The sequence below is a fragment of the Oleidesulfovibrio vietnamensis genome (genome assembly GCF_055388115.1).
In genome coordinates, this window is the sequence record NZ_AP042419.1 from 348,589 (window position 1) to 370,586 (window position 21,998).

A 21,998-nucleotide genomic window follows, 5' to 3' on the forward strand; every position below is an offset into this window, starting at 1 on the left:
CGGAAATACCCGTGCAGTCATGAAGGCAAACCGCACGAGACAGCACTGTCTCATGCGGTTTTTGCTGTTCTGCGGGCTGAAGTGTGCGGCTGTGCGGCAGTGCCGCGCGCAGGGACTACAGCTCGAGAAGCTTGGCGACGCGCTCGGGGTCAAGTGCGTGGCCGGTACGGGTTGCATCCGCATTATGGTGCAGCCCGCCGCCCAGCAGATTCATGGTCATGCCGTAGGCCTGATCAACATCGTCGGCCGCGGGTACGCTCTGCATGGGTTGCTGCGCTGCCGGTGCCGTGGTGGCGGCGCCGGTCTGTCTGCGGCCGGAAGCCTCTCTGGCTTTTGCCAGCATTTCTTCAATGCGCGAAAGCGATGAACCGAGAGCCTCGTTGCGTGTGGCGGTAATGGACATGCGACACTCCTTGGGAAGGGTTTTCCTGTAGTGCCGCAAGATGCAAAACACGGTCACACTGATAGTTTAAGCAAAAAATACAGAATGTTGCAGTTTTGTGCGTCTGCCTGCAGGCAAGCTTTGCCGCCGGTTGTGCCCCTTTATCCCAGCCTGCGGCGCAGGGTGTTGCGGCTGATGCCCAGCCGCCGTGCCGCACTGCTCAGGTTGCCGTTTTCTTCATGCAGCACGGCGGCAACGGCTGCGCGTGTGATGTCTTCCAGTGTTCCATGCAGCAGATCGCGGGAAACCGGAGCAGCGGCCGTGCCGTACGCCGGTGTGTGCGCATTCTCGGCCGTGAGGGCGGCGTGAGGCGTCCACGGAGTTATGTCGGCGCCCAGCGCGGCTTCCTCCGGATACAGAATGGCATACTTTTCCGCATAGTTCTGCAGCTCGCGCACGTTTCCCGGCCAGCCGTGGGCCATGATTTTCCGCTCTGTACCGCGGGGAACCGGCGGCGTGCTGCGGTGCTGTTCCGCGCTGAAGCGTTCCAGAAACATGTTGAACAGCAGCAGGATGTCTTCCGGCCGTTCACGCAGCGGCGGTATGCGGATGTCGAGCACATTGAGGCGGTAGAACAGGTCGGCGCGGAATCTGCCGGCGCTTACCTCCGCCTCCAGCGGGGCGTTTGATGCGGCGATGACACGGACGTTCACCGGTATGACCGCCGTGGAACCCACGCGCATCACTTCATGCTCCTGCAGGGTGCGCAGCAGCCGCGTCTGCAGTTTGGGGCTGGTTGCGTTTACTTCGTCCAGAAACAGGGTGCCGTTGTGCGCCAGTTCAAACATACCGGCTTTGCCGGATTTCAGTGCGCCCGTGAAAGCGCCGCCCGCGTACCCGAAAAGTTCGCTTTCCAGCAGGTCTTCCGGCAGTGCCCCGCAGTTGATGGCCACAAAATTGCCCTGCGCGCGCGGGCTGTGGTTGTGGATACTCTGGGCAAAAAGTTCTTTGCCCGTACCGGTTTCGCCCACAAGCAATATACTGCTCTGCGTTGCGGCAAACTGTTCGGCCCGTGCGATGCACCGGTGCATGGCGGGGCTGCGGTGTACAATGGAGCTGAACGTGTGGCGCGCCGTGGGGGTGTCCGGTTTGGCGCTCTTGCGGAAGCTGTGTTCCAGTTGTTCAATCTGACGTACGTCATGAAAGGTGCATATGAGCGCATCCATGGCGTCGTCGTGCATGGTGCCGGTGACGGTAACCGCCAGCTTGGACCCGCCCACGGTGACAAGCTCGCGTACGGTTTCGGCGCGTCCTTCGGGAACGGCACGCCAGTCCAGCTGAGGAAAAAGATCGTCCATGGACGTGTCTGTGCAGCCCTGATCAGGCTCCAGCATGGCGCGTACCGCCGCATTGCAGTGCAGCATGCGGCCATCGGGCGAAGCCAGCAGCGCCCCGCCGTCCATGCGGTCCAGCACGGTCTGCAGCCTGCCCGCCATGGTGGCCTGCCGTGTGAGGTATGAGTATGTGGCAACGGCATATTGCAGCGTGTTGGTAACGGAATCCGCACCGTTCTGTACCAGAACCCCTTCCATGCCGTACCGTTCCGCCGTGCGCGCCGCCACAGCGTCCCCTGCGATGGCGGCAATGCCCTGTCTGCGGGCGGCTTCCATTATGTGTCCCATGCCGCCGGGGTGGGCAGTGGCATAAAAGTCGATGGTGAACCCCAGCGCCGCGCTGGCTCCCTTGGCCTTGCGCAGAATGTCACTGTGGCCGACGACGCCGATGCTTTTGCCGCTCCTGAGCAACGGTTCGAGGCACAGATAAATGTCAAACGCCGAAACCTCCAGCTCGGCCACGGGCAGCGGGCATTGCTCGCGTATGAGCTGGGCTGTCAGCCCGCGGCTGATGAAAAAGTCCACACCTTCGGCCATAAGGTTTCTGGCAATGCGCACTCCGTCTTCCATGCTGCCGGTATGTACCGAAACATCAAGATCCAGTTCCTGACAGATGGACCGGCACAGGGTGGCCAGACTTTCGTACGGGGCTATGAGGGCTATGCTCATGAAGCGGCTCCGGTTATTTTTTGATCAACTGGTCAAAAATGATGCACCATAATTGAACAGATGGCCAGAATTGAAAACATGCCATTCTTTCAACTGTATGATATTTAATGATAAGATTGTTTTGGCACGCTTCGCGCTATAGATTGAGTAAACAAACGCTGCTTCATAAGGAGTACGCCATGACAACATATCAAGCTACTATCAATCACACTGTGAATGTTTCCTCTTCCGCTGATGCTGCCCGCAACAGCAAGCGCGAATCCGGCCGCACCGGCAGGGACGCAGCCCGTCAGGCAGCACCCGCTTTTGCCAGCGCCTTTGACGCCTTCGGCAAGGGCTGGGGTCGGAAGTAATTCTTCATGCATACCGGCTGGTACGCTTTCCCCTCCTTCACCGGTGCGGCTTCCGCAAATCCCGCGCCGTCCGAGTGCCAGCCCGCTCCTCCTTGCGGCTCCCTTTTCACGCTGTAAGAAAAGGGAGCCGTGGTGTTTTTATCCTGCGGCCGGATTGGTCATCCGGCCTTGGTCTTGTAGCCTCCTCCCTTGGAATCCGGCAGCGTTGTGCCGGAACTCCATACAGAAAACGCCCCGACGGTGCAGGTCGGGGCGTTTTTCGTTGTGGTTTGTTATGCGGTTACTGCGGAATGGGGTGATGTGCCGATTCTGACATATCCAGTTCACGCGTGTGGCACACGCCGCAGTTGTTGGCCCCGCCTACGGGTCCTGCCATCTGCTGATACTGCAGGGGCTGTATGTTGTCGCGCTCCATGCCGCCCCATGCGTTGTCGGCCATATACACGGCATGGGTTGCGCCGTGGCATGCCTGACACATCATGGCTGCCATGTAGTCGTGCCCGTTGCTGAACAGGTCGGCGGACGATGCCGTCCACTGGCCGAAGGCGCTGGGGTCCGGCGGCGGAGACTGCATGAAATCGTGGCAGGTGGAGCAGTGGGGCAGTTGCGTCCATGCCTCGCGGGGGGGAATCTCGGCGGCCGATGCCGCCTGTTGCGGCTTGAGCGGTTCCATCAGTGCGCGCGCGGCGTAGCGTTCCTGCTCTATTTCGTTGCGCAGCAGACCTATGGCGTGGTCTTCCATGTGGCCGTGGCAGTTGGTGCAGGTAAGCCCCATCATGTTGTGGATGCCTCTGAAACTCTGCGTGGCCCCGTCCGGTGCCGAAGGATGGCAGCCGTTGCACGCATCGGCGTCGCGCCCGGTCAGATAGCTGGCGTGCCAGCCGTGAATGGCGGCGGAGAATTCCGGAATGTCGCTGTTGCCGTCGTGGCACGACTGGCAGCGGATGACCTCGCCGGCGGCTGCCTGTGCGGTGAAATCGGTCCCCTGAATTTTGTCGTGTACGGCGAATATGTCATTCTGAGTGGCCTTGCTGATGCCGGACATGTCTTCCACGGCCCACTGGCCGCCGTGGCATCTGTTGCAGGCCACTTCGCCGGAAGCTGCCACCACGGTTTTGGTTACCGCCAGCAGCGCGCCGGTGGCTTCGTCGCGTGCCTCCACTATGTATACCGGATACGGATTGAAGGTGTCCGGCTGCGGATAGGGGGTTACGGCCACATTAAGCGCCTCGTGGGCACGCATGTCATCGTTGGCGGCAAAGGTGCCCTGCGGGCCGTGCCCGTCTTCGGGCCGGTAGGTTATGGTCACACCCGAAGTTATTATCTCCGGCGTGGAGTCGCGGCGCACAAGCTGACACCGCAGGTCGCTGCCGGCGGGAGCAAGATTCAGGGCGCCGTCTTCCACCACGCTGTGCATGCCTCTGGTGCTCCATGCCAGCAGCACATAGGGCGCCGTTTCTCTGTCAAACGAGGGAATGGCGGTCTGCAGGGTGCGTATGGCCGGTGGTGCTGTTTCGTCCGTGCGTCCGTGCAGGCCCGTGACTATATAGGCGGCCAGAGCCCGGCGTTCTTCCACTGTGCCGAGAAATGGCGGCATGTGCAGCCGCAGCTTGCCCTGTCCGTCAAGCTGCGAATCCATGCCGTACACACTGAATTTTTCTGTTTTATCCAGTATGCTCAGCATGGGGCCGGTTATGCCGTGACAGGTCATACACTGCAGTTTGTATATTTCCTTGCCGGCTTCCAGCACGTTATCTTCTGTGATTTCCTTTATATGAGTCCAGCGGGCTGTTTTCAGAATACCCTCGCTGAGCACACGGGGCACATCCTCCACGCGGATGGAACTGGAATAGGTGTGCCCGTACAGCAGGTATGGTCTTCTGCCGGCTTCGCGCACCCATTCAAAAACGCCGATCTGGGCCAGTCCCAGCGCCAGCACCAGCCATACCAGCGGCCGGCGGACAGAAAGCGGTCTGAACCATGCAATGGCAAGACTGAGCACCAGTATGACAATGCCCAGCGGAATGAACGCCTGTACCAGATGCGGAGTCTGGGTGGAGCGTTCCATGACCATGGACTGCTGCGGGTCGGGCAGGATGAGCAGATACCAGATGCCCGAAAGCGCGGCAGCGGCAAAAGGCAGCCCAACCCACATGGCGGCGCGCCGCACCATGCGTTCGCGGGTTTCCTCGTGCGGAATGCGTATGGCCGTCACAAAAGCGAACAGCCCTGCAAACATGAGGCACAAGGCAAAACGCAGACTGAGCGAAGGCCAGAAAGATACGTTGAAGAAACCGTCCCAGAAAAGATGTGTCTGCGCCCATTTGCCCGGCGTGAGCATGACAGTGATGATGCCGTTGATGACCACAAGCGACATGAACGCGAAAAAGGCATACACCCAGCCCACCTTGATGTGCGCTTTGCGGGGCATGGAGTCGAAATAATAGTGATAAACCAGAAGCGCGGCGATTTCTCCGAGGAAGAACGCCCATTCCGCCGCCCACCCGAAAGCGAACGAATGTGTGAGCGTGCTGGTGACGGTGGGTGAAAGCACGCTGATGGTGAACCAGATACCGACGCCGGTCAGCCCGCCGGCCACCATGGTGGTAAGCAGAAAGAATCTGGTGTGGCTGCGGACATGGTCCAGAATGTGGTCTGATTTTTCGCGCACGGCTTTCATTTCTGTCAGTACCAGATAAAAGCCGCCGCCTACCGCGAAGTGGGCGATGAAAACATGGACGATGGCGATGATGGCAATAACGAGGCCGCCGCTCAGAAAGGGCGTCCACCAGACTGGATATTCCATTTATCCTTCTCCTTCCGTACCGTTGGCGGTGGCATTGCCGTGCTGTCTGCGGCCGTTGAGAGCCAGCCGCAATACCCAGACCATCAGGGCTCCGGTGAGCAGCAGAGAGCCGAAAAACAGAATCAGCGGGGAATACTGGCCTTCACTGGGAATATCGGCCGCACTGAACCACGGGGCCAGATACAGGGTGCGCAGTACGGAGCGCACACCGACCATCAGCGCCACGGCGCCCGCGGTGAAGGCGATGGTCAGCCGCAGGCGCGAGCGCCATGCGAAATGCAGTGCCGCAAGGCCGCATACCGTGCCTGCCAGCAGCAGCGCCGTGCCCAGCCCGTGGCGTCCCATGAACGCCGTGGTGAGCTGGCGCGGCAGCGAAAACAGAAAAAAAGGTCCTGCCAGCATCTGCGCTGCCGTGCTCCAGAAAAACCAGCGCAGGCCGTCATGTGTGAGCGAGGCCGAAACGTCGGCACTTATGGTGCCTTTATGCGCCGCCCGGCGGGCCAGCAGCGCCAGCGTCAGGCCGCCCACGGCAAGACAGGCCAGCAGAAAGTGCAGAATGCGCGGCCACAGCGTGGGGTCGCCCAGATTGAGCATGCTGCCGTCCTGCTTTTCAAAGTAGCCCACCCAGCGGTCGGGAGACAGCATGAGCGTGACGTTGTTTACCAGCACAAAGCCGGTGAACAGCAGCAGGGCGCATGCCGCAGCGATGAAGACCGTGCCGTTTTTTTTCTTGCGGCGGCTGCCGGAAAAACCGTACAGCAGGTAATAAGCAGCAATGAGGACAAAGATAAGTCCCAGCCAGTACACAGCCATGATGACGGAGCTTGTGTACAGAAAGCCGCCGTACAGCACCTGTGCGAAAAGCAGCGGTGCCACGCCGAAATTGATTGTCAGGGCCAGCAGACTGGGCAGAGCTTTGCCCAGCAGCGTGGGGGCCGGGTCTTGCGGACGGGTTACCGCGCGCACCGTGGCGATGACGGCGGAGCCGACCACGCTGTTCATGAACAGCAGATGAAAACCGAACGTGAGCAGCAGAAATCCTTCGAGCCATGCCCAGTGGACCGGAATGGAATCTGCCGGAGGGATGAGGGCCGCGGGATTCATGGACATTTCCTCCGTTTTGTTGCGGGCGGAACCTGCCCGGTGTGCAGTCCGCAAAAAGTAAGCACGAGCTTACACCGGACAATATATACTTGGGATTGCTTTGTGCAGCAAGGATAGATACGCATTATATTGAGTTTTTGAGAGAAAAAGGTAAGGTGCCCCGCATGCTGAGCAGGATTGTCGAACGTTCCGTCGTGGTGGCTGCCACTCCGTGGACAATCTGGCGTGTGCTGACGGATTTTTCTGCATGGCAGCGCTGGAATCCTTTTATGCCTTCCATGCAGGGGACAGCCGAAGCGGGGCAGGATGTGGAAGCGCTGATACGGCTGTGGGGCAACAGTCCCAGCCCTTATATGCTGCGGGTGCAGCAGGCCGACTTCTGCCGCCAGCTGGTGCTGACCGGTTCGTTTCGTATGCCCGGTCTGGCCGATGTGATCCATTGCTTTATCATTGCGCAGCTGGACAGCCATACGTCACGCTTCACCCACGGACTGCGCGTGTCCGGCATTTTTGTGCCGCTGCTGGCAGGTCGTATCGGGCGGACTGCCGGGCAGGGTATGGAGACCATGAACATTTCACTCAAAGCCGTGGCTCAGGCCCGGCGGTAGCTTGCATATGCCCTCAGTTTTTCTTCTGTTTGATATAGGCAATACCAATGTTAAAATAGGCATTGCAGACCATGACGGCGTGGTTGCCTCGTATGTGCTGCCCACAGACACGCATCAGACAGGCGATTCGCTCGGCCTGCGTCTGGCGGATGTGGTGCGCCATGCGGGATTTGCCCCCGGCGACGTGACAGCCTGTGTGGCCAGTTCCGTGGTTCCCAGTTTCAATCCGCTCATGCGGCAGGCCTGCGGGCGCTACTTTGACCGCCGGCTGCTGTTGGCGCCGGAGGACATAGCCATTCCGCTGGAAAACCGCTACGAGCGCCCGCAGGAAGTGGGAGCGGACCGGCTGGTGGCAGCCTTTGCCGCACGGCGGCTGTGGCCTGCGCCGCGGTCCATTGTTTCGGTTGATTACGGCACGGCAACGACGTTTGACTGTGTGCAGGGCGAAGCGTATCTTGGGGGGCTGATATGCCCCGGAGTGCACTCCGCGGCAGGAGCACTGGCAGCGGGCACCGCACGCCTGCCCCGCATCAGTCTTGATGTGCGCGAAGATTTGCCGGTGGTGGGACGCAGCACCAGCATGAGTCTCAACCACGGGTTTGTTTTCGGGTTTGCCTCCATGACCGAAGGTCTGTGTCACAGACTTTCCGCCGTGCTTGAGGCGCCCATGCAGGTGGTGGCCACGGGAGGTTTTGCCTCTGCCATCGCCCGCGTAAGTAATTGTTTCGATCATGTCAGGCCCGACCTTTTGCTGGAAGGCCTGAGAATTCTCTACATGGAAAGCGGAATAAAGGGCTGATGCCTTTGCCGCAACCGCCCCAACAGGCGTAGCGGAGCAGTATTGACGCTCCGCCAAGCTCAAGGAGAACAGCAGTATGAGCACCATCGTTTCCGTCTGGGCCAGAGAAATCCTCGATTCCCGCGGCAATCCCACTGTGGAAGTGGAAGTTTCGCTTGAATCCGGCCATTCCGGCCGCGCCGCCGTGCCTTCCGGCGCTTCCACCGGCAGCCGCGAGGCTCTGGAACTGCGTGACGGCGACAAGGGCCGTTACCTTGGCAAAGGCGTGGAAAAAGCCGTGGACAACGTGATGGGCGAAATAGCCGAGAACATCGTCGGCATGGACGCTCTGCGTCAGGTCGCCGTGGACAACGCGCTGATCGACCTTGACGGTACCGATAACAAGGACCGGCTGGGCGCCAACGCCATGCTGGGCGTATCGCTGGCCACCGCCCGCGCCGCGGCCAACTTCATCGGCATGCCCCTGTATCAGTACCTCGGCGGCATCAATTCCAAAGTACTGCCCGTGCCCATGATGAACATCATCAACGGCGGCGAGCATGCCCCCAACAACCTTGATATTCAGGAATTCATGATCATGCCCGTGGGAGCGCCCACCTTCAGTGAAGCGCTGCGCATGGGGGCTGAAATTTTCCACAACCTCAAGGCGCTGCTGGCTGCCGACGGTCACGTGACCAGCGTGGGCGACGAAGGCGGCTTTGCTCCCAACCTGAAAAGCCACGACGAGGCTTTCCGGTACATCATGCGCGCCATCGAGACCGCAGGCTATATTCCCGGGTCGGAAGTGGCCCTGGCCATCGACGCCGCGGCTTCCGAATTCTACAAGGACGGCAAGTATCACCTCAAGGGCGAGAACAAAGTGCTCTCCTCTTCCGAGATGATTGACTGGCTTATGGATTTCACCCAGCGTTACCCGCTTATTTCCATCGAAGACGGCATGGCCGAAGGCGACTGGGAAGGCTGGCAGGAAATGACCGTTAAAATGGGTGACAGCGTGCAGATTGTGGGTGACGACGTTTTCGTGACCAACCCCGACATTCTGGCTCAGGGCATCGATGAGGGCGTGGCCAACTCCATTCTTATCAAGCTGAACCAGATAGGTACCCTCACCGAGACGCTGGACACCGTGGAAATGGCCAAGGGTGCCGGTTATACCACGGTTATTTCGCACCGTTCCGGAGAAACAGAAGACCATTTCATCGCCGACCTTGCCGTGGCACTGAACGCAGGGCAGATCAAGACCGGCTCGCTGTGCCGCAGCGACCGTCTGGCCAAATACAACCAGCTGCTGCGTATCGAGGAAGATCTGGATGACGAGGGCATCTACTTCGGCCCTTACATGGCTTCGCATTTCGGGCTGGGCGAAGAGTAAACCGCGCTGCTTGCATCCTGCCGCGGTTGGCTGTATGTAGCCGCCACGGAACCCGCCCGCGGGTGAGGATGCAAACAATGTCATACAGGGATTTCACATATCCGGCGCATCGCGCCTTTGCGAACCCTGAATACGTGCGACCTGTCACCGGCCGGAGCTGTCTGCTCCGGCCGGTTTTTTTGTTGCGCCGGTCTGGCGGCGCGTGACAGGCTGCATAACCATACTATGTGCTGCATACACTGCAAGGAGTACGCCCATGATTCTGCTGGACGGTAAAGCCACCGCCGCGGCTTTGCGCGAAGAATTGAAAAAGGATGTGGACGCCCTGAAAGACCGCGCCGGAAGAGCGCCCGGGCTGGCTGTTATTCTGGTGGGCGACGACCCCGCATCGCAGGTGTACGTGCGCAACAAAGAACGTGCCTGCGCCGACGCCGGAATCCGTTCCGAAGCGTTCCGCATCTCTGCACAGACCACGCAGCAGGAGCTTGAGGAACGCATTGTCGCCCTCAACGCCCGTGAAGACATAGACGGCATTCTGCTGCAGCTGCCTCTGCCCGCCGGACTGGACAGCCAGCGCTGTCTTGAACTTATCGACCCCGCCAAGGATGTGGACGGCTTTCATCCTGTCAACATGGGCAAACTGACGCTGGGGCTTCCCGGCTTCCGGCCCTGTACGCCGGCAGGCGTGATGACACTGCTGGAACGCTACAACCTGTCGCCGGCGGGCAAAAAAACCGTTGTGCTCGGCCGCTCGAATATTGTGGGCAAGCCTTTGGCGCTCATGCTGGGCGCTTCGGGTCCTTTTGCCAATGCCACTGTCACCGTGTGTCATTCGCGCACTCCCGACCTTGCGCAGCAGTGCCGCGAAGCGGATTTTCTGTTTGTGGCCATCGGCAGGGCCAACTTTGTCACCGCAGACATGGTGAAACCCGGTGCCGTGGTGGTGGACGTGGGCATCAACCGGACGGAAAACGGCCTTGCGGGAGATGTTGATTTCGGCCCTGTAAGCAAGGTGGCCTCTGCCATTACGCCTGTGCCGGGCGGAATAGGCCCCATGACCATCGCGCAGCTGCTGGTGAATACCGTGGCTTCGTGGAAGAAACGCTGCGGCGTGTAACTGCGGGGTAACCGCATGCCGTCCGCCGTTGTCTCTGCCCCGGCTGCAGGAACACCGCCGTGAGGGCTGCCTTTCGCCGCGCATGGCGGACGGCCGCGCGGCTGCCGCTGCATACATAACTGCCCGTAACACAACAAACAGGCTGCACATGGTGCGGCCTGTTTTATTTTCTGCGGGTAAAGGCTGCTGCGCCCGTGTTGCCTGTGTCCGTGCTGCCTGCGCCCGTGTTGCCTGCGTACGGGGTGCGTATGCCGCTGGCGGGAGCATACATTCCGGCAGGCAACTTTTTCCTGCGGTGTTGCGGCGCAGTGATCTGCAGCGGCGGGCAGCGGCAGCTTGCGGACACCGCCGTGCGGGCGGCAGCGAGGTATGCGCCCCGCATGGTCGCATATCTGGCACGGTCCGTGCTTACTGCAACGCGGGGCATATTTTGCCCTGTGACCAAGCCCCGCGTGACCAACGGGCAGGAGACCGCGTATGACCATTGCATCGCTGTATATCGGAGCCACCGGCATGAAAACCCACAGTCAGGGTATGCAGGTGATCGGTAACAATCTGGCGAACATCAATACGGTCGGGTTCAAGCAGTCCATGATGCTGTATCAGGACCTGACGAGTCTGGATGTGACCACCGGGGGCAACAATCCCACGGTGGGCATGTCGCAGCAGGGTATGGGTGCCTCTGTGGCGGAGGTGCGCGTTCTGCACACTGCGGGCGGCTTTGAACCCAGCAATACCGTGACTGACCTTGCCATTTCAGGGAAAGGATTCTTTCAGGTGGCGCAGGGCGACAAAACGCATTACACGCGGGCCGGGAATTTCCGTTTTGATCTGGAAGGGTACCTTGTGGACCCCGGCGGTTACCGTCTGCAGGCCAAACCCATTGAAAATGGTGTGGCGGGCGGGCTTCAGGATTTGCAGCTGGTGGCGGGGGAAAACGGTAACATGGTGCTGCCCCCCAGTGCCACGACATCGTTGTCCATCATTTCCAATATCGGGGTTACCTCCGACAACAGTGCAAGCGCCACGGATCCGTATTTTTCGCTGCTGCAGCAATGGAACGGCACGGCGGAACCCCCGCTGGGCGACGGAGCATACGGGCACAGCGACAGCATAGCAGTATACGACGCCGCCGGAAACAAGCACGAGGTGTCGGTGTATTACGATGGTGCGCCGGACGGTCCCGACGGACAGCGCATTGTGGAATATGTCATGGCCATGCCGCCTTCGGAAGACGGAGGCGCAGGGGCTGGAACATCCGCCGCCGGGCTGCTGATGGCGGGTACGCTCACGTTCAACGCCAACGGCGAACTGATCAATATGACAGCCTATACCCCTTCAGGGGATGCTTCGCAGCTTTCCAGCTGGCAGCCGGCAGCCATGGGCGCGGACGGCTATCCTTCGTTTACGGCCACCTTTGCAGGGTCCGGCGGAGGGGCTCAGGTAATGACCGCGGGATTCGGCATGACAGGCACAGGCTGGACAGGGGGCGGCAGCGCCGCTTCCGTGGGCAGCAATGCCTCGCAGCTGCCCGGGCTTGCAGGCGCGGCCCGTCAGGCGCGGGTGACCACGGGGTACGAAGGTTCTTCCTCCAACCTGCACCGCACACAAAACGGGTACGCGCAGGGCGGTCTCATGTCGCTTGCCATTGACAGCGAAGGGGTTATGAGCGGCAAATTCAGCAACGGGCAGGTTGTTGATTTATATCAGATTCCGCTGTTCCGCTTTACCAGCGAATTCGGCCTGCGGCGTGAAGGCGGCAATCATTTTTCGGCCACCAGAGAATCAGGTGAAGCGCAGGAAGGAACGGCAAAGACAGAAAATTTCGGTTCCGTGGCGGCATCAACTCTTGAAATGTCCAATGTGGATGCATCGCGCGAGTTTGTTAATATGATTATCACGCAACGCGGATTTCAGTCGCAGAGTAAAGTTGTGACAACTGCAGACACCATGCTGCAGAAAGCACTGGAACTGAAGCGCTGATACGGTTCTCAGTAACGTTTCCTGAAATATAAAGGATGAGCAGATGCTCATCCTTTTTTGTTATAATTTGTGTTGTACAAAACAATAATTATGTGTTTGGATGGTGCGTAATCAGTGCAGGTGTTGAAGACGCCGTAACATCAGGCCACCAGATCGGGCAACGGGAGGCTGTATGCGGAGGTTTCTGAAACCGCTATTTCTGGTTTCGCTGGGCGTGCTGGTAGGATTTCCTGTTTTCAGCATGACCTACTATACCATGGTGCGCACATCGACGCCGGAATTCTGTGCATCATGCCACGAAATAGTACCGGCGTACCAGTCGTGGAAAACTTCCACTCATGTGAACAATGCGCAGGGCGTAGTGGCGGACTGTATGGACTGTCACCTGCCTGCCCCTCATCAGACCGTCGACTTCTTTTTTTCCAAAACCTACCACGGCATCAAGGACGTTGTGGCACATGTGCTTCACGGTTCAGAAGCGTATGACCGCGAAAAGAACCGTCAGGCCGCCTATGACAGTTTCACCAACGACCAGTGCCAGAAGTGCCATCGCAATATCCTGTACATGCCGCACAACCGCGGAGCCATGATGGCTCACCGCACGGTGCTGTACGACCGTTCGGGCCGTACACGCAAGTGTGTGGACTGCCACCGCGACCTTGTGCATGTGGACAGGCCTCAATACCGGTACAAGCAGTTTGCCGCCCCGTATCGGGCGTCGGGGCTGGCGGATATCTGACAACGGCCGCCGGTCCGGAAAAGGTGCGGTGCGGCGCGTTCCGTCGGGTGACGGTGCGTCCGGTGCCGTCGGGTGAATCAACGTGAAGGAGGCAAAGGAATGAAACGGACGTGGCTTTTATGGTTGTGTGCCGCCATGCTGCTGCCCGCGACGGCGCAGGCGGCGGAATCGGTGAAAAATTATCCGAAAATGAAAGAGTTCCGCATCGAGCGGGCCATGCCTGATCAGGCCGTGGCCTGTATTGAATGCCATAGAAAGGAAACTCCCGGCCTGTTTGCCGACTGGGCGGCCAGCAGACATGCTTCGGCCAATATCACCTGTCTGGACTGCCATCAGGCGGATGAACGTGATGCCGATGTAAGCGTTGACCACTACCAGTACTACGAACGCGGCGACATGCCCTACGGGACAAAAGAATACAGAATTCCCGTGGCGGCCGTGGTCACACCCAAAGACTGCTCGCGCTGTCATCCTGACGAAACGGAGCAGTACGCGCGTTCCAAGCATGCCAACACCATAGAGATCATGTGGAAAATTGACCCGTGGCTGAACATGGGCATGAATTCCGACAACGAGCGCAAGACCGGTTGCTATTACTGTCACGGCACCGTGCTGAAGGTGAAGGACGGCAAGCTGGACCCGGCCACATGGCCCAACGTGGGCGTGGGGCGTGTGAATCTGGACGGCAGTCTGGGCGCATGCACAAGCTGCCATACCCGTCACCGCTTCTCCGTAATGGAAGCCCGCAAGCCTGAAACCTGCGGCCAGTGCCATCTGGGACCGGATCATCCGCAGATAGAAATTTATTTTGAATCCAAGCACGGCGACATATACAAGGCCTTCGGCCATGAATACAACTACGACGCCGCGCCCGGCACATGGACCCCCGGCGTTGACTACCGCGCGCCCACCTGCGCCTCGTGCCATATGTCCGGCGCAGGCGGCACCATGACCACACACGATGTGACGGAACGGCTGTCGTGGGAAACACAGGCCCCGCTTACCGTGCGTCCCAGCGAATTCAAGGCGTTTCCGGCCAAAACAGACTGGCGTGTGGAGCGCGACAAGATGAAGGACATCTGCCTGCAGTGCCACGGCAAGGCCTGGGTGGACGGTTTTTATGCCGACTTTGACAAGGCGGTGGAAGAATACAACGAGGTATACTACAAGCCTGCCAAAGCCCGCATGGACGAACTGTACGAAAAAGGCCTGCTGGACAGCAGCCGTATCTTTGACGAAAAGCTTGAGGTGGAATTCTACGAACTGTGGCACCACGAAGGGCGCAGAGCGCGCATGGGCGCCATGATGATGGCCCCGGACTATGCATGGTGGCATGGTTTCTATGAGTGCAAGCACCGGTTCAACGAGCTGATGCACGAATCGGATCTGCTGCTCAAGGAAAACAGAAAGGCTCACAGATACGAGAACTTCCCCAACGCCACGGGCAACACCACCCGCCCGCCGGAGATTTTCGGCAAAAAATAGCGGGTACAGTGCAGACGGCAAAATACAGGGAGAAGGCTTCAGGCCTTCTCCCTTTTTGTGTGCATCTCAGCACCTGCCGGTAGTGGTGTATGCCGGACAGCAGCGTGCATTTTTGTCCGCGGGTGTGCATTTTTCCGGCTCAGTGCGTGCAAAGTTTCCATAGCTGCAGCTGTTGTGTGCCCGCCTGTGCCCGGCCTGTGCCAGCGGTGCACTGCCCGCGGTGACAGAATGCGGAAAGCACTAAACGGTGTTTTGCCGTCCGGTATCCTGCTGTCCGCTGTCCGCGGCGGAACCTGTCTGGCTGAGCACCACACCGGCCAGCACCAGCGCAGCGGCAACATACTGCTGGGGGGTGAATACCTCGTCCAGAAATACCTGCCCCATAAGCAGCGTGAGTACCGGTATGAGATTGATAAATGCCGAAGCCTGTCCCGCGGGCATCTTGGAAACGCCGTAGTTGTAAAAACCGTATGCCACCAGCGAAATGGCCACACCGAGATATACCACGGCAAGGGCCGGCAGCAGGGGGATGGTCTCCGGCAGGGCGGTGCCGGGACGAAAAGCCAGCGGCATGAAGAACACCATGCCGGTGAAAGCCTGCACCGCGGTGATGAACAGCGGAGGATAGTGACTGGAAAGACGTTTGGCCGTCACTACATACCCCGTGGCGCTGGCCATGGCCAGACACTCCAGAATGTTGCCCAACAGGGGATTGGATGCGTGTTCTGTAGCTTCTCCGGCCAGTGTGAGCCATACAACGCCGCACAGTGCCACGGCAAAACCGGCCCATACCTGACGCGAAAGACGTTCACGCAGAAAAATGAAGGCAGCCATAGCCACAAAGAGCGGCATGGTGGAAACCACCATGCCCGCCTGCGATGCCGATGTGTAGCGCAGCGCGTATGCTTCGAACACAAAATAGGCACAGGGCTCGCAAAGCGACATGAACAGCAGCGGTTTCCAGTCGCCTTTGCGGTAAGTGACCCGTCGCAAAGACCGCCAGCAGCAGGCAAAACACAACGATGCCGCCGTCATTCGACCGAACATGACCAGCATGGGGTCCAGTTCCATAACGGCCACTTTCATGGCGATGAACGAGCTGCTCCACAGCAGCATGGTTACCAGCAGCGCCAGAACGGGCAGCATGCGGGCTTGAGACGGGGTCATGGCAAATCCTCCGGCGTAATGGCAATGATGTAGCGTGCCCCTGTACCGTTGTCCATGAAGATAGTGGTACTAAATAGAAATACGCAAAAAAAGAGTGTGGCGGAAGGCTGTTGGTTGCCGGCAGGCCGGGACCGGTGGCACGTTGCAGCGGCGGCATTTGTCTGCGGTGGAGCCTGCGACTGCTGCCGACGGAGGAGGCGCAAACCGGAAGAGCGGGCAGGCGGGGTCTGCCGGATGCAAAAAAACAGGCCGACTGTGCAGACGGCCTGTTGGGTCGGACAGCATCTGTCCTGTTGATTTACGATATTCTTCCGGAGGATGTCTCCGGCAGCGTACCGTCGAACCTTCCGGACAATGAGGCAGTGTTTTACAGCGCAGCTTTGCCGCCCCGCATCATATGGCGGCATACGCCGTGTTGCTGCGGCAGTGCCGGAGGGACAGCGGTCATGCTTTTGCTTTGCGCTTTTCCCACAGCTTCATGTCTTTCATTTTTTTGCGGCGTTCACGCTGCAGTGTCTTGCATACAAGCGGCAAATTCTTTTTATAGCCCCACTTTTCACGGTATTCCGCAGGTGTCAGGTCGTGGGTGCCAAGGTGCTTTCGGGTCAGTATCTTGAAGGTTTTTCCACATTCAAGACAGGTAATGGATTTTTCCTTGATGGCTTTGGCCGGATCGGCCGCAGGCTCCGCTTCCTGCGGTTCGATATTGCCTTCGGTAATCTGCTGGATGCTCTGTGCGAGCTTAAGAACCATGGAGTTTATTTCATCCTCGGTCATGGTACGCACACTGGCCTGTGCCTTTACAATCTCCAGTGCCTGTTTCAGGGCTTCATCCATGGGGTGCTCTCCTTTCTTAAAAAAATGTCACTGCTGAAGCAGCGCACGTGCTGATGAAAGTATTAGATTGTGAGCCATATATTGCACTACATGGATGGATTGTGCAACAGGCGGAAGATATTTTGCCCTGCTTCTGTAGTAAAAAACCATTTTTGAGACAATTATTTTTACATCAAATGAAAATGATATGCATGAAAGGCAATGCCTGTCCTGCTGAAAAGTGCATGGTCATGCGTGTAAACAACAGAGACAGGGAAGAGCACGAAGAAGAGAGCGATGGTTATGGTTCTGTCTGCCATGCATTGGTGCTGGTGTGCAGAAACTCGTGTCCTTCACCGGGGTACAGCCGTCTGTGGTCCGGGGCTGTGGGGGTGGCTGCCGGCCAGTGCCCCTTTTGCGGGTACGGGCCTTCCAGCGTTACGGCAGAAGGTTCGGCGGCGGTAAGCCGCGGGTGGGCGACGATATCAACAGCCTGCACATAACAGCTGAACTCGATGGCAATGCCGTTGGGGTCGAAGGAATAAAGAGAGTGGATGAATCCGTGGTCCACCAGTTCTGAAACCCAGAAACCTGCCGCATCAAGACGGTCTTTCAGTTCCCACAGGTCGTCGTCGGTTTCCACCCCTATGGACACATGGTCAAACCCCGCCGGTCCGGGCGCCGGATAGCCGTGATCTTTTTCTTCGCACGGGGTCACGCCGTCCCACTCAAAAAAGGTGATCATGCTGCGGTTGGCAATGTGCAGAAAATACTGGCGGTAGCCGGGTTTTCCCAGCCCGGCAACTATGGGCTTCTCCAGCAGGTCGCGCCAGAACCTGATGGTGGTATCCATGTCTCCGGTCACAAGGGCAAGGTGGTTTACTCCGGTATAGCGGGGCATTGATGCTCCTGCGGGGCCGCCGCGTTCCGGCGGGCAAAATGTGCGGCACATCGGGCGGAGCATCGCAAGGTCCGCACCGGTGCACGGGGTCAGGGCAGGTCTTTCAGCGCGTCAATTATCAGGCCCAGATCCGGCCGTTTGTTGATGTCGCTTATGATGGCCGCGGCTATGCGGCCCTGCTTGTCCACCACAAATATGGCGCGTTCGCTCACGCCTTCGGGCCGCAGCACTCCGTAAGCGGCGGCGGTGGCGCCGTGTGGCCAGAAGTCGGACAGCACGGGAAACCACAGGCCGCCCATCTGCTGTATCCATGCATGCTGCGAGGGGGTATTGTCCGCGGATATGCCCAGCAGCACGGCATCATGCCGGTGGAAAAGTTCGCGGGCGATATTGTAGCCGGGCCACTGGTCGGAGCAGACGGGCGTGAACGCGGCAGGCACAAAGGAAATGACCACGTTTTTGCTGCCGCGGAATGACGAAAGCCTGACTTTGGTCCCGTCCGTTGCGGGCAGTTCGAAATCCGGCGCTGCGTCGCCCTTGTGCAGCAGGGGTACAGTGGCCACCGGCTGCAGGGTGCCCATGTCGTAGACATCGGGCTGATGCGGGCCGTGGGCCGCGGCACGGAGCGGCGCGGCGGCAATGGCGAAAGCACACACGACGGCCACGGCCAGAATGCCCGCAAAGCTGAACTGGCGCATGTAGATATTCATGACGGTTACTCCCTGCCGGTGAGGGAACGCAGCGTCTGCAGCATGTCATCCACCGACTGCATGCGTCCCGTGTGCGAGTAGATGACGCGGGGTTTACGGTCTTTCAGCGAGATAAGGTAAAAATGCGGTGTTGCCGTTTCGCCGGTCTGTTTGTGCAGCTCCAGCTCAGGGTCTGTGAACAGTGCAAAGGGTACGCTGTACTTTGTGCGGAAAAAATCCACTTCGAACTGCGAGTTGCCCGCACCCAGTCCTATGACGGCAATAGTGCCGTCCAGCCCTTCCTGACGGATGGCGGTGTGCAGTCTGTTCATGTTTTCAGCTTCTGCCTGACAGAACGGGCAGTACATGCTGAAAATCTCCATAAGTACAAAAGGCGTTCCGATGCCGGAAAGAACAGGAGCCTGACCGGATTTCAGTCCCAGTTCCTGCTGTTGCTGCGGGGTCAGTGTGCCGGTGAGCGGGATGTCCGGAAAACTGTCGCCGGACTTGAGGGGGTGGGCCTGGGCGGCTGCCGTCAGCAGCAGCGCGGCCAGCAGCGCCGCGCACAGTGTCCGGCCGTAAAAAAGAGAACGATGCATGTTCACCTGCCTTGCGTTGGAGCATCCGGATTCATGCCGGAGCATGAAGGTTTTTGCTGTATTGAACATGCATCAATTGACACGGCACCGCAAGGGGCGGGCGGACGGACGGATGCCCCGCGGTGTCCGGCGGTGTCCGGCGGGGTTATATCTGCCGCGGGTCAAGCCGCATCCATGTGAGCTCGTGCTTGTTGCACGAAAGATGCACAAGACGCGAACCGGGAATGGCGGCGAACTGCCGCGCCGTTTCGTGGTCTGTCTCGCCCTGAAACTTCAGCGTGCAGACAAAGTTGCGTACCGAACCCAGCTCAAGCCAGCGCGCCACCATGGCCAGCAGTCTGTCGGGGTAGCAGATGACGTCGCAGCACAGCCAGTCCACCTCGCCTGCGTGGCGCGGGTCCAGCCCGAACGCACTGCCGGAGCAGAAGTCGATGTGCGGATGCGCGGCAATGTGCGGGGCAAGTGCCGCCTTGTCCACACTGAACACGCGGGCCCCGCATTGTGCCAGCACCCAGCTCCAGCCGCCGGGGCTGCTGCCCAGATCGAGGCACAGCTCGTCTTCCCGCGGTCTGCATCCCGTTATGGTGAAAGCTTCCCACAGCTTGAGATAAGCGCGGGTGGGCGGAGTCTGCCTGTCTTCTTCAAAAAGTACCTCGCCGTCGGCAAAGGCGCTGGTGCAGGCTGCGGATGCAAGTATGGTGTCCGGTTCCCACAGAGTCCACGACCCCAGCGGCGCCCGGGGTGCCTCACTGCCGAAGACCACCGGCTTTGCCGAGACATGCGGCAGAGACGACTGGATGAGCTTTGCCCTGCCATGGTTGCCGTCGGCCGCACACAGCGCCCAGTTACGCTGCCTTTGCCGGAGCTGCCGCGCACCGTCCTTTATGGAACTGATGGTGATGAACTCCGGTTCGAGCCAGATGTTCTGTGCCCATGCAGCATGAACAGCGGCCCCCTGCGCAAGAACCAGCCTGTCACGGATCTCTGTTACATGTACTCCGGCATGGCCGAGTTCCTGCAGCAGGTCTTCCGTGTAGCCTTTTGCGGCCAGATACACTGTCCGGCGTGTCATTTTTCCTCCGATTGTTGCTGTTGCCGCGCGGGTGGTAGCGCAGGCAGCCTGTTATGGCAAGTGCGCCCGGATGCGGCGCTGTTGTGCGGTGCCGGTGTGTGGTGTATGAAATATGCCGCTTTGTCCGGCTGCACCGCCATGCCGTGCGGCTGCCGTAACTGTCCTGCAACAAGGTGTTGTCATGTCTCTGCCCCGCGGCCATGCCCGTTTAGGAACAACCCTGCTGCGTCTGGCCCCAGTACTGGTGCCCTGCGGCGTGCTTTTCACCGGCGGCTTTGCGCTTACTCTGGCGCAGTCGCTGGGGTATGCGCTGCCGGTACCCGCGCCGGAGGGGCAGCCGTCTGCCGCGGCATACCGTATGCTGCTGCAGCCCTATTACCTTGCTTCGTTTCTGCTTTCCGTAAAAGTGGCCTTTCTGTCCGCAGCCGTATCCGTGGTATGCGGTGCCCTGCTGGCGGTGGGGGTGTGGCGTCTGCCGTACCGCCTGCAGCAGGCCGCCGTGGTGTACAAAGTGCCGCTGATTCTGCCGCATGTGGCTGTGGCGTTGCTGTGCCTTGTGTTCTGGTCGCGCTCGGGGCTTGTCTCCTCTCTGGCATGGCAGACGGGCCTTGTGACGCAGCAGGCCGATTTTCCCGCCGTGCTGTATGGCGGCAGCGGGCTGGGCATGGTGCTGGCCTATGTCTATAAAGAAATTCCCTTTGTCATGCTCATGTCCTATGCCGCGCTGAAACGGCTGGACCATCGGCTGCTGGACACCGCCGCCATGCTGGGGGCGGGGCGGCTTCTGACATGGCGTTCCGTCATTTTGCCGCATCTGGCGCCTACGCTGCATCCCGTATTTATCATTTTGTTTCTTTTTGCCTTCGGCGGGTTCGAGGTGCCGTACCTGCTGGGCGAAAGCAATCCCGGCATGCTGAGTGTGGAGATTTACAACCTATATTTTCAGCGGGGGCTGGCCCGCCGCTCGGAAGCCATGGCGGTCCTGACGGTCATGTTTCTGTTCTCTCTTGTTTTTGTGGCGCTGTACAGCCGGCTGGTGCGTCGTTTCGGACTGGGGGAACGCAAACTGTGAAACAGGTTTTTTTTGTTTTTCTGGTATTTTTTTTCGGTCTGCCTGTGGTTGTGCTGGCACTGTATGCCGCGGCACCGGGCTGGAGCTGGCCGCATCTGCTGCCGCAGGATTTTTCGGCACGCGCAGTACAGTACCTGTGGCAGCAGCGGGCGGAAATAGGCAGACACATAGGCACGTCGCTGTGGTATGCCCTGCTGACAACGGGGCTGAGCTTTGTGCTGTGCCTTGCTCCGGCGCGGCATTTCGCCCGGTGCACGTTCAGGGGGCGGGCCCTGCTGGAAGCTCTGCTTCTTGCGCCCGCGCTGGTGCCGGTGATGACATTCTCCATGGGAGTGCACCATGTCTTTATCATCACCGGTCTGGCAGATACCGTCACCGGCGTGGTGCTGGTTCTTACCGTGTTCTGTTATCCGTACATGCTGCGGGCGCTGACGGCCGGTTTTGCCTCGTTCGGCGAAGGGTATGACCTGTGTGCGCGCAATCTGGGTGCCGGATGGTGGCTGCGGCTGACCCGCGTGGAACTGCCGCTGCTGACTCCTGCCGTGGTTGCCGGAGCCTCCGTTGTTTTTCTGGTGGCGTTTTCAGACTATTTTCTGGTGTTTCTTATCGGCGGCGGGGTGGTGCCTTCATTCACGGGCTATCTGTTTCCGCTGCTCGCTTCTTCTGACAGGGCGCTGGCATCGGCGTTGTCACTGGTGTTTCTTGTTATTCCCGTTGTTCTTTTTGTTCTGGTGGAACTGCTTGTGGCGCGTGTTTACCGCAGACGCGGCATGTACTAGCCGCTTTTGCCGGCGTGCGGCTTGGCATACGCTGTTGTCCGCGTTAGAATGCGGCAGTGTGTCCGGTGTTGTCCTGCCGGGCAGACAGATGC

At 59.4% G+C, this 21,998-nt stretch carries 20 protein-coding genes; 10 read left to right on the forward strand and 10 right to left on the reverse strand.

What is annotated here, in order from left to right; genetic code table 11:
- Positions 1-115: 115 nt before the first annotated feature.
- Entirely contained in the window at positions 116-403 is a 288-nt protein-coding gene (locus tag ACZ5D1_RS01520) for a hypothetical protein (protein WP_464555680.1), read from the reverse strand.
- Positions 404-543: 140 nt separating this feature from the next.
- On the reverse strand, positions 544-2,445 hold the full coding sequence (locus ACZ5D1_RS01525; protein ID WP_051364065.1) for a sigma-54-dependent Fis family transcriptional regulator: 1,902 nt from the start codon (positions 2,443-2,445) through the stop codon (positions 544-546).
- 179 nt (positions 2,446-2,624) lie between these two features.
- Here ACZ5D1_RS01525 and ACZ5D1_RS01530 point away from each other — a divergent pair, with 179 nt between their 5' ends.
- On the forward strand, positions 2,625-2,798 hold the full coding sequence (locus ACZ5D1_RS01530; protein ID WP_011366437.1) for a hypothetical protein: 174 nt from the start codon (positions 2,625-2,627) through the stop codon (positions 2,796-2,798).
- Positions 2,799-3,078: 280 nt separating this feature from the next.
- On the opposite strand, the gene ACZ5D1_RS01535 is transcribed toward ACZ5D1_RS01530, so the two are convergent.
- Both ACZ5D1_RS01535 and ACZ5D1_RS01540 read right to left on the reverse strand, forming a co-directional pair.
- Positions 3,079-5,604, reverse strand: a complete 2,526-nt coding sequence (locus ACZ5D1_RS01535; protein WP_011366438.1) for a cytochrome ubiquinol oxidase subunit I — start codon at positions 5,602-5,604, stop codon at positions 3,079-3,081.
- Complete coding sequence (locus tag ACZ5D1_RS01540) at positions 5,605-6,708, reverse strand: hypothetical protein (RefSeq protein WP_011366439.1); 1,104 nt, start codon at positions 6,706-6,708, stop codon at positions 5,605-5,607.
- Positions 6,709-6,872: 164 nt separating this feature from the next.
- Here ACZ5D1_RS01540 and ACZ5D1_RS01545 point away from each other — a divergent pair, with 164 nt between their 5' ends.
- The 7 genes from ACZ5D1_RS01545 (at position 6,873) to ACZ5D1_RS01575 (ending at position 14,811) form a co-directional block, all read left to right on the forward strand.
- Positions 6,873-7,316: an SRPBCC domain-containing protein gene (locus tag ACZ5D1_RS01545; protein WP_464555683.1), complete on the forward strand. Its 444-nt coding sequence runs from the start codon at positions 6,873-6,875 to the stop codon at positions 7,314-7,316.
- A 7-nt stretch (positions 7,317-7,323) separates the two neighbouring features.
- Complete coding sequence (locus ACZ5D1_RS01550) at positions 7,324-8,115, forward strand: type III pantothenate kinase (RefSeq protein WP_011366441.1); 792 nt, start codon at positions 7,324-7,326, stop codon at positions 8,113-8,115.
- Positions 8,116-8,191: 76 nt separating this feature from the next.
- Positions 8,192-9,487, forward strand: a complete 1,296-nt coding sequence (gene eno / locus ACZ5D1_RS01555; protein ID WP_011366442.1) for a phosphopyruvate hydratase — start codon at positions 8,192-8,194, stop codon at positions 9,485-9,487.
- Between the two features lie 256 nt (positions 9,488-9,743).
- Entirely contained in the window at positions 9,744-10,604 is an 861-nt protein-coding gene (folD, locus tag ACZ5D1_RS01560; protein ID WP_464555686.1) for a bifunctional methylenetetrahydrofolate dehydrogenase/methenyltetrahydrofolate cyclohydrolase FolD, read from the forward strand.
- Between the two features lie 477 nt (positions 10,605-11,081).
- Complete coding sequence (locus ACZ5D1_RS01565) at positions 11,082-12,587, forward strand: flagellar hook protein FlgE (protein ID WP_011366444.1); 1,506 nt, start codon at positions 11,082-11,084, stop codon at positions 12,585-12,587.
- 172 nt (positions 12,588-12,759) lie between these two features.
- Positions 12,760-13,326 carry a NapC/NirT family cytochrome c gene (locus ACZ5D1_RS01570; RefSeq protein WP_011366445.1) on the forward strand — a complete coding sequence of 189 codons (567 nt, stop codon included), beginning with the start codon at positions 12,760-12,762 and terminating at the stop codon, positions 13,324-13,326.
- Positions 13,327-13,425: 99 nt separating this feature from the next.
- A complete protein-coding gene (locus ACZ5D1_RS01575; protein WP_011366446.1) occupies positions 13,426-14,811 on the forward strand; it encodes a multiheme c-type cytochrome in 1,386 nt (461 codons plus the stop codon).
- Between the two features lie 240 nt (positions 14,812-15,051).
- Here the strand turns inward: ACZ5D1_RS01575 and ACZ5D1_RS01580 are convergent, their stop codons facing one another.
- The 6 genes from ACZ5D1_RS01580 to ACZ5D1_RS01605 all read right to left on the reverse strand — a co-directional run bounded on the left by ACZ5D1_RS01580 (position 15,052) and on the right by ACZ5D1_RS01605 (position 20,055).
- Positions 15,052-15,978 (reverse strand): DMT family transporter, encoded by a 927-nt coding sequence (locus tag ACZ5D1_RS01580; protein WP_011366447.1) that lies wholly within the window; start codon positions 15,976-15,978, stop codon positions 15,052-15,054.
- A 444-nt stretch (positions 15,979-16,422) separates the two neighbouring features.
- Positions 16,423-16,815, reverse strand: a complete 393-nt coding sequence (locus ACZ5D1_RS01585; RefSeq protein ID WP_011366448.1) for a Ros/MucR family transcriptional regulator — start codon at positions 16,813-16,815, stop codon at positions 16,423-16,425.
- Positions 16,816-17,095: 280 nt separating this feature from the next.
- Complete coding sequence (locus ACZ5D1_RS01590; RefSeq protein ID WP_464555689.1) at positions 17,096-17,695, reverse strand: VOC family protein; 600 nt, start codon at positions 17,693-17,695, stop codon at positions 17,096-17,098.
- 89 nt (positions 17,696-17,784) lie between these two features.
- Positions 17,785-18,405, reverse strand: a complete 621-nt coding sequence (locus ACZ5D1_RS01595) for a peroxiredoxin (RefSeq protein ID WP_011366450.1) — start codon at positions 18,403-18,405, stop codon at positions 17,785-17,787.
- Positions 18,406-18,410: 5 nt separating this feature from the next.
- On the reverse strand, positions 18,411-18,983 hold the full coding sequence (locus tag ACZ5D1_RS01600; protein WP_027182491.1) for a peroxiredoxin family protein: 573 nt from the start codon (positions 18,981-18,983) through the stop codon (positions 18,411-18,413).
- 145 nt (positions 18,984-19,128) lie between these two features.
- Positions 19,129-20,055 (reverse strand): SAM-dependent methyltransferase, encoded by a 927-nt coding sequence (locus ACZ5D1_RS01605; protein WP_464555692.1) that lies wholly within the window; start codon positions 20,053-20,055, stop codon positions 19,129-19,131.
- Between the two features lie 181 nt (positions 20,056-20,236).
- On the opposite strand from ACZ5D1_RS01605, the gene ACZ5D1_RS01610 reads away from it, so the two are divergent.
- Positions 20,237-21,127 (forward strand): ABC transporter permease, encoded by an 891-nt coding sequence (locus tag ACZ5D1_RS01610; protein ID WP_464555694.1) that lies wholly within the window; start codon positions 20,237-20,239, stop codon positions 21,125-21,127.
- Complete coding sequence (locus ACZ5D1_RS01615; RefSeq protein WP_027182489.1) at positions 21,124-21,906, forward strand: ABC transporter permease; 783 nt, start codon at positions 21,124-21,126, stop codon at positions 21,904-21,906. The genes ACZ5D1_RS01610 and ACZ5D1_RS01615 overlap by 4 nt, the downstream gene beginning before the upstream one ends.
- Positions 21,907-21,998: the final 92 nt, after the last annotated feature.

Bases quoted from the DNA above. Each gene is read 5' to 3' on its own strand.
- ACZ5D1_RS01520 (WP_464555680.1), bottom strand. From the start codon at position 403: ATGTCCATTACCGCCACACGCAACGAGGCTCTCGGTTCATCGCTTTCG.
- ACZ5D1_RS01525 (WP_051364065.1), bottom strand. From the start codon at position 2,445: ATGAGCATAGCCCTCATAGCCCCGTACGAAAGTCTGGCCACCCTGTGC.
- ACZ5D1_RS01530 (WP_011366437.1), top strand. From the start codon at position 2,625: ATGACAACATATCAAGCTACTATCAATCACACTGTGAATGTTTCCTCT.
- ACZ5D1_RS01535 (WP_011366438.1), bottom strand. From the start codon at position 5,604: ATGGAATATCCAGTCTGGTGGACGCCCTTTCTGAGCGGCGGCCTCGTT.
- ACZ5D1_RS01540 (WP_011366439.1), bottom strand. From the start codon at position 6,708: ATGAATCCCGCGGCCCTCATCCCTCCGGCAGATTCCATTCCGGTCCAC.
- ACZ5D1_RS01545 (WP_464555683.1), top strand. From the start codon at position 6,873: ATGCTGAGCAGGATTGTCGAACGTTCCGTCGTGGTGGCTGCCACTCCG.
- ACZ5D1_RS01550 (WP_011366441.1), top strand. From the start codon at position 7,324: ATGCCCTCAGTTTTTCTTCTGTTTGATATAGGCAATACCAATGTTAAA.
- eno (WP_011366442.1), top strand. From the start codon at position 8,192: ATGAGCACCATCGTTTCCGTCTGGGCCAGAGAAATCCTCGATTCCCGC.
- folD (WP_464555686.1), top strand. From the start codon at position 9,744: ATGATTCTGCTGGACGGTAAAGCCACCGCCGCGGCTTTGCGCGAAGAA.
- ACZ5D1_RS01565 (WP_011366444.1), top strand. From the start codon at position 11,082: ATGACCATTGCATCGCTGTATATCGGAGCCACCGGCATGAAAACCCAC.
- ACZ5D1_RS01570 (WP_011366445.1), top strand. From the start codon at position 12,760: ATGCGGAGGTTTCTGAAACCGCTATTTCTGGTTTCGCTGGGCGTGCTG.
- ACZ5D1_RS01575 (WP_011366446.1), top strand. From the start codon at position 13,426: ATGAAACGGACGTGGCTTTTATGGTTGTGTGCCGCCATGCTGCTGCCC.
- ACZ5D1_RS01580 (WP_011366447.1), bottom strand. From the start codon at position 15,978: ATGACCCCGTCTCAAGCCCGCATGCTGCCCGTTCTGGCGCTGCTGGTA.
- ACZ5D1_RS01585 (WP_011366448.1), bottom strand. From the start codon at position 16,815: ATGGATGAAGCCCTGAAACAGGCACTGGAGATTGTAAAGGCACAGGCC.
- ACZ5D1_RS01590 (WP_464555689.1), bottom strand. From the start codon at position 17,695: ATGCCCCGCTATACCGGAGTAAACCACCTTGCCCTTGTGACCGGAGAC.
- ACZ5D1_RS01595 (WP_011366450.1), bottom strand. From the start codon at position 18,405: ATGAATATCTACATGCGCCAGTTCAGCTTTGCGGGCATTCTGGCCGTG.
- ACZ5D1_RS01600 (WP_027182491.1), bottom strand. From the start codon at position 18,983: ATGCATCGTTCTCTTTTTTACGGCCGGACACTGTGCGCGGCGCTGCTG.
- ACZ5D1_RS01605 (WP_464555692.1), bottom strand. From the start codon at position 20,055: ATGACACGCCGGACAGTGTATCTGGCCGCAAAAGGCTACACGGAAGAC.
- ACZ5D1_RS01610 (WP_464555694.1), top strand. From the start codon at position 20,237: ATGTCTCTGCCCCGCGGCCATGCCCGTTTAGGAACAACCCTGCTGCGT.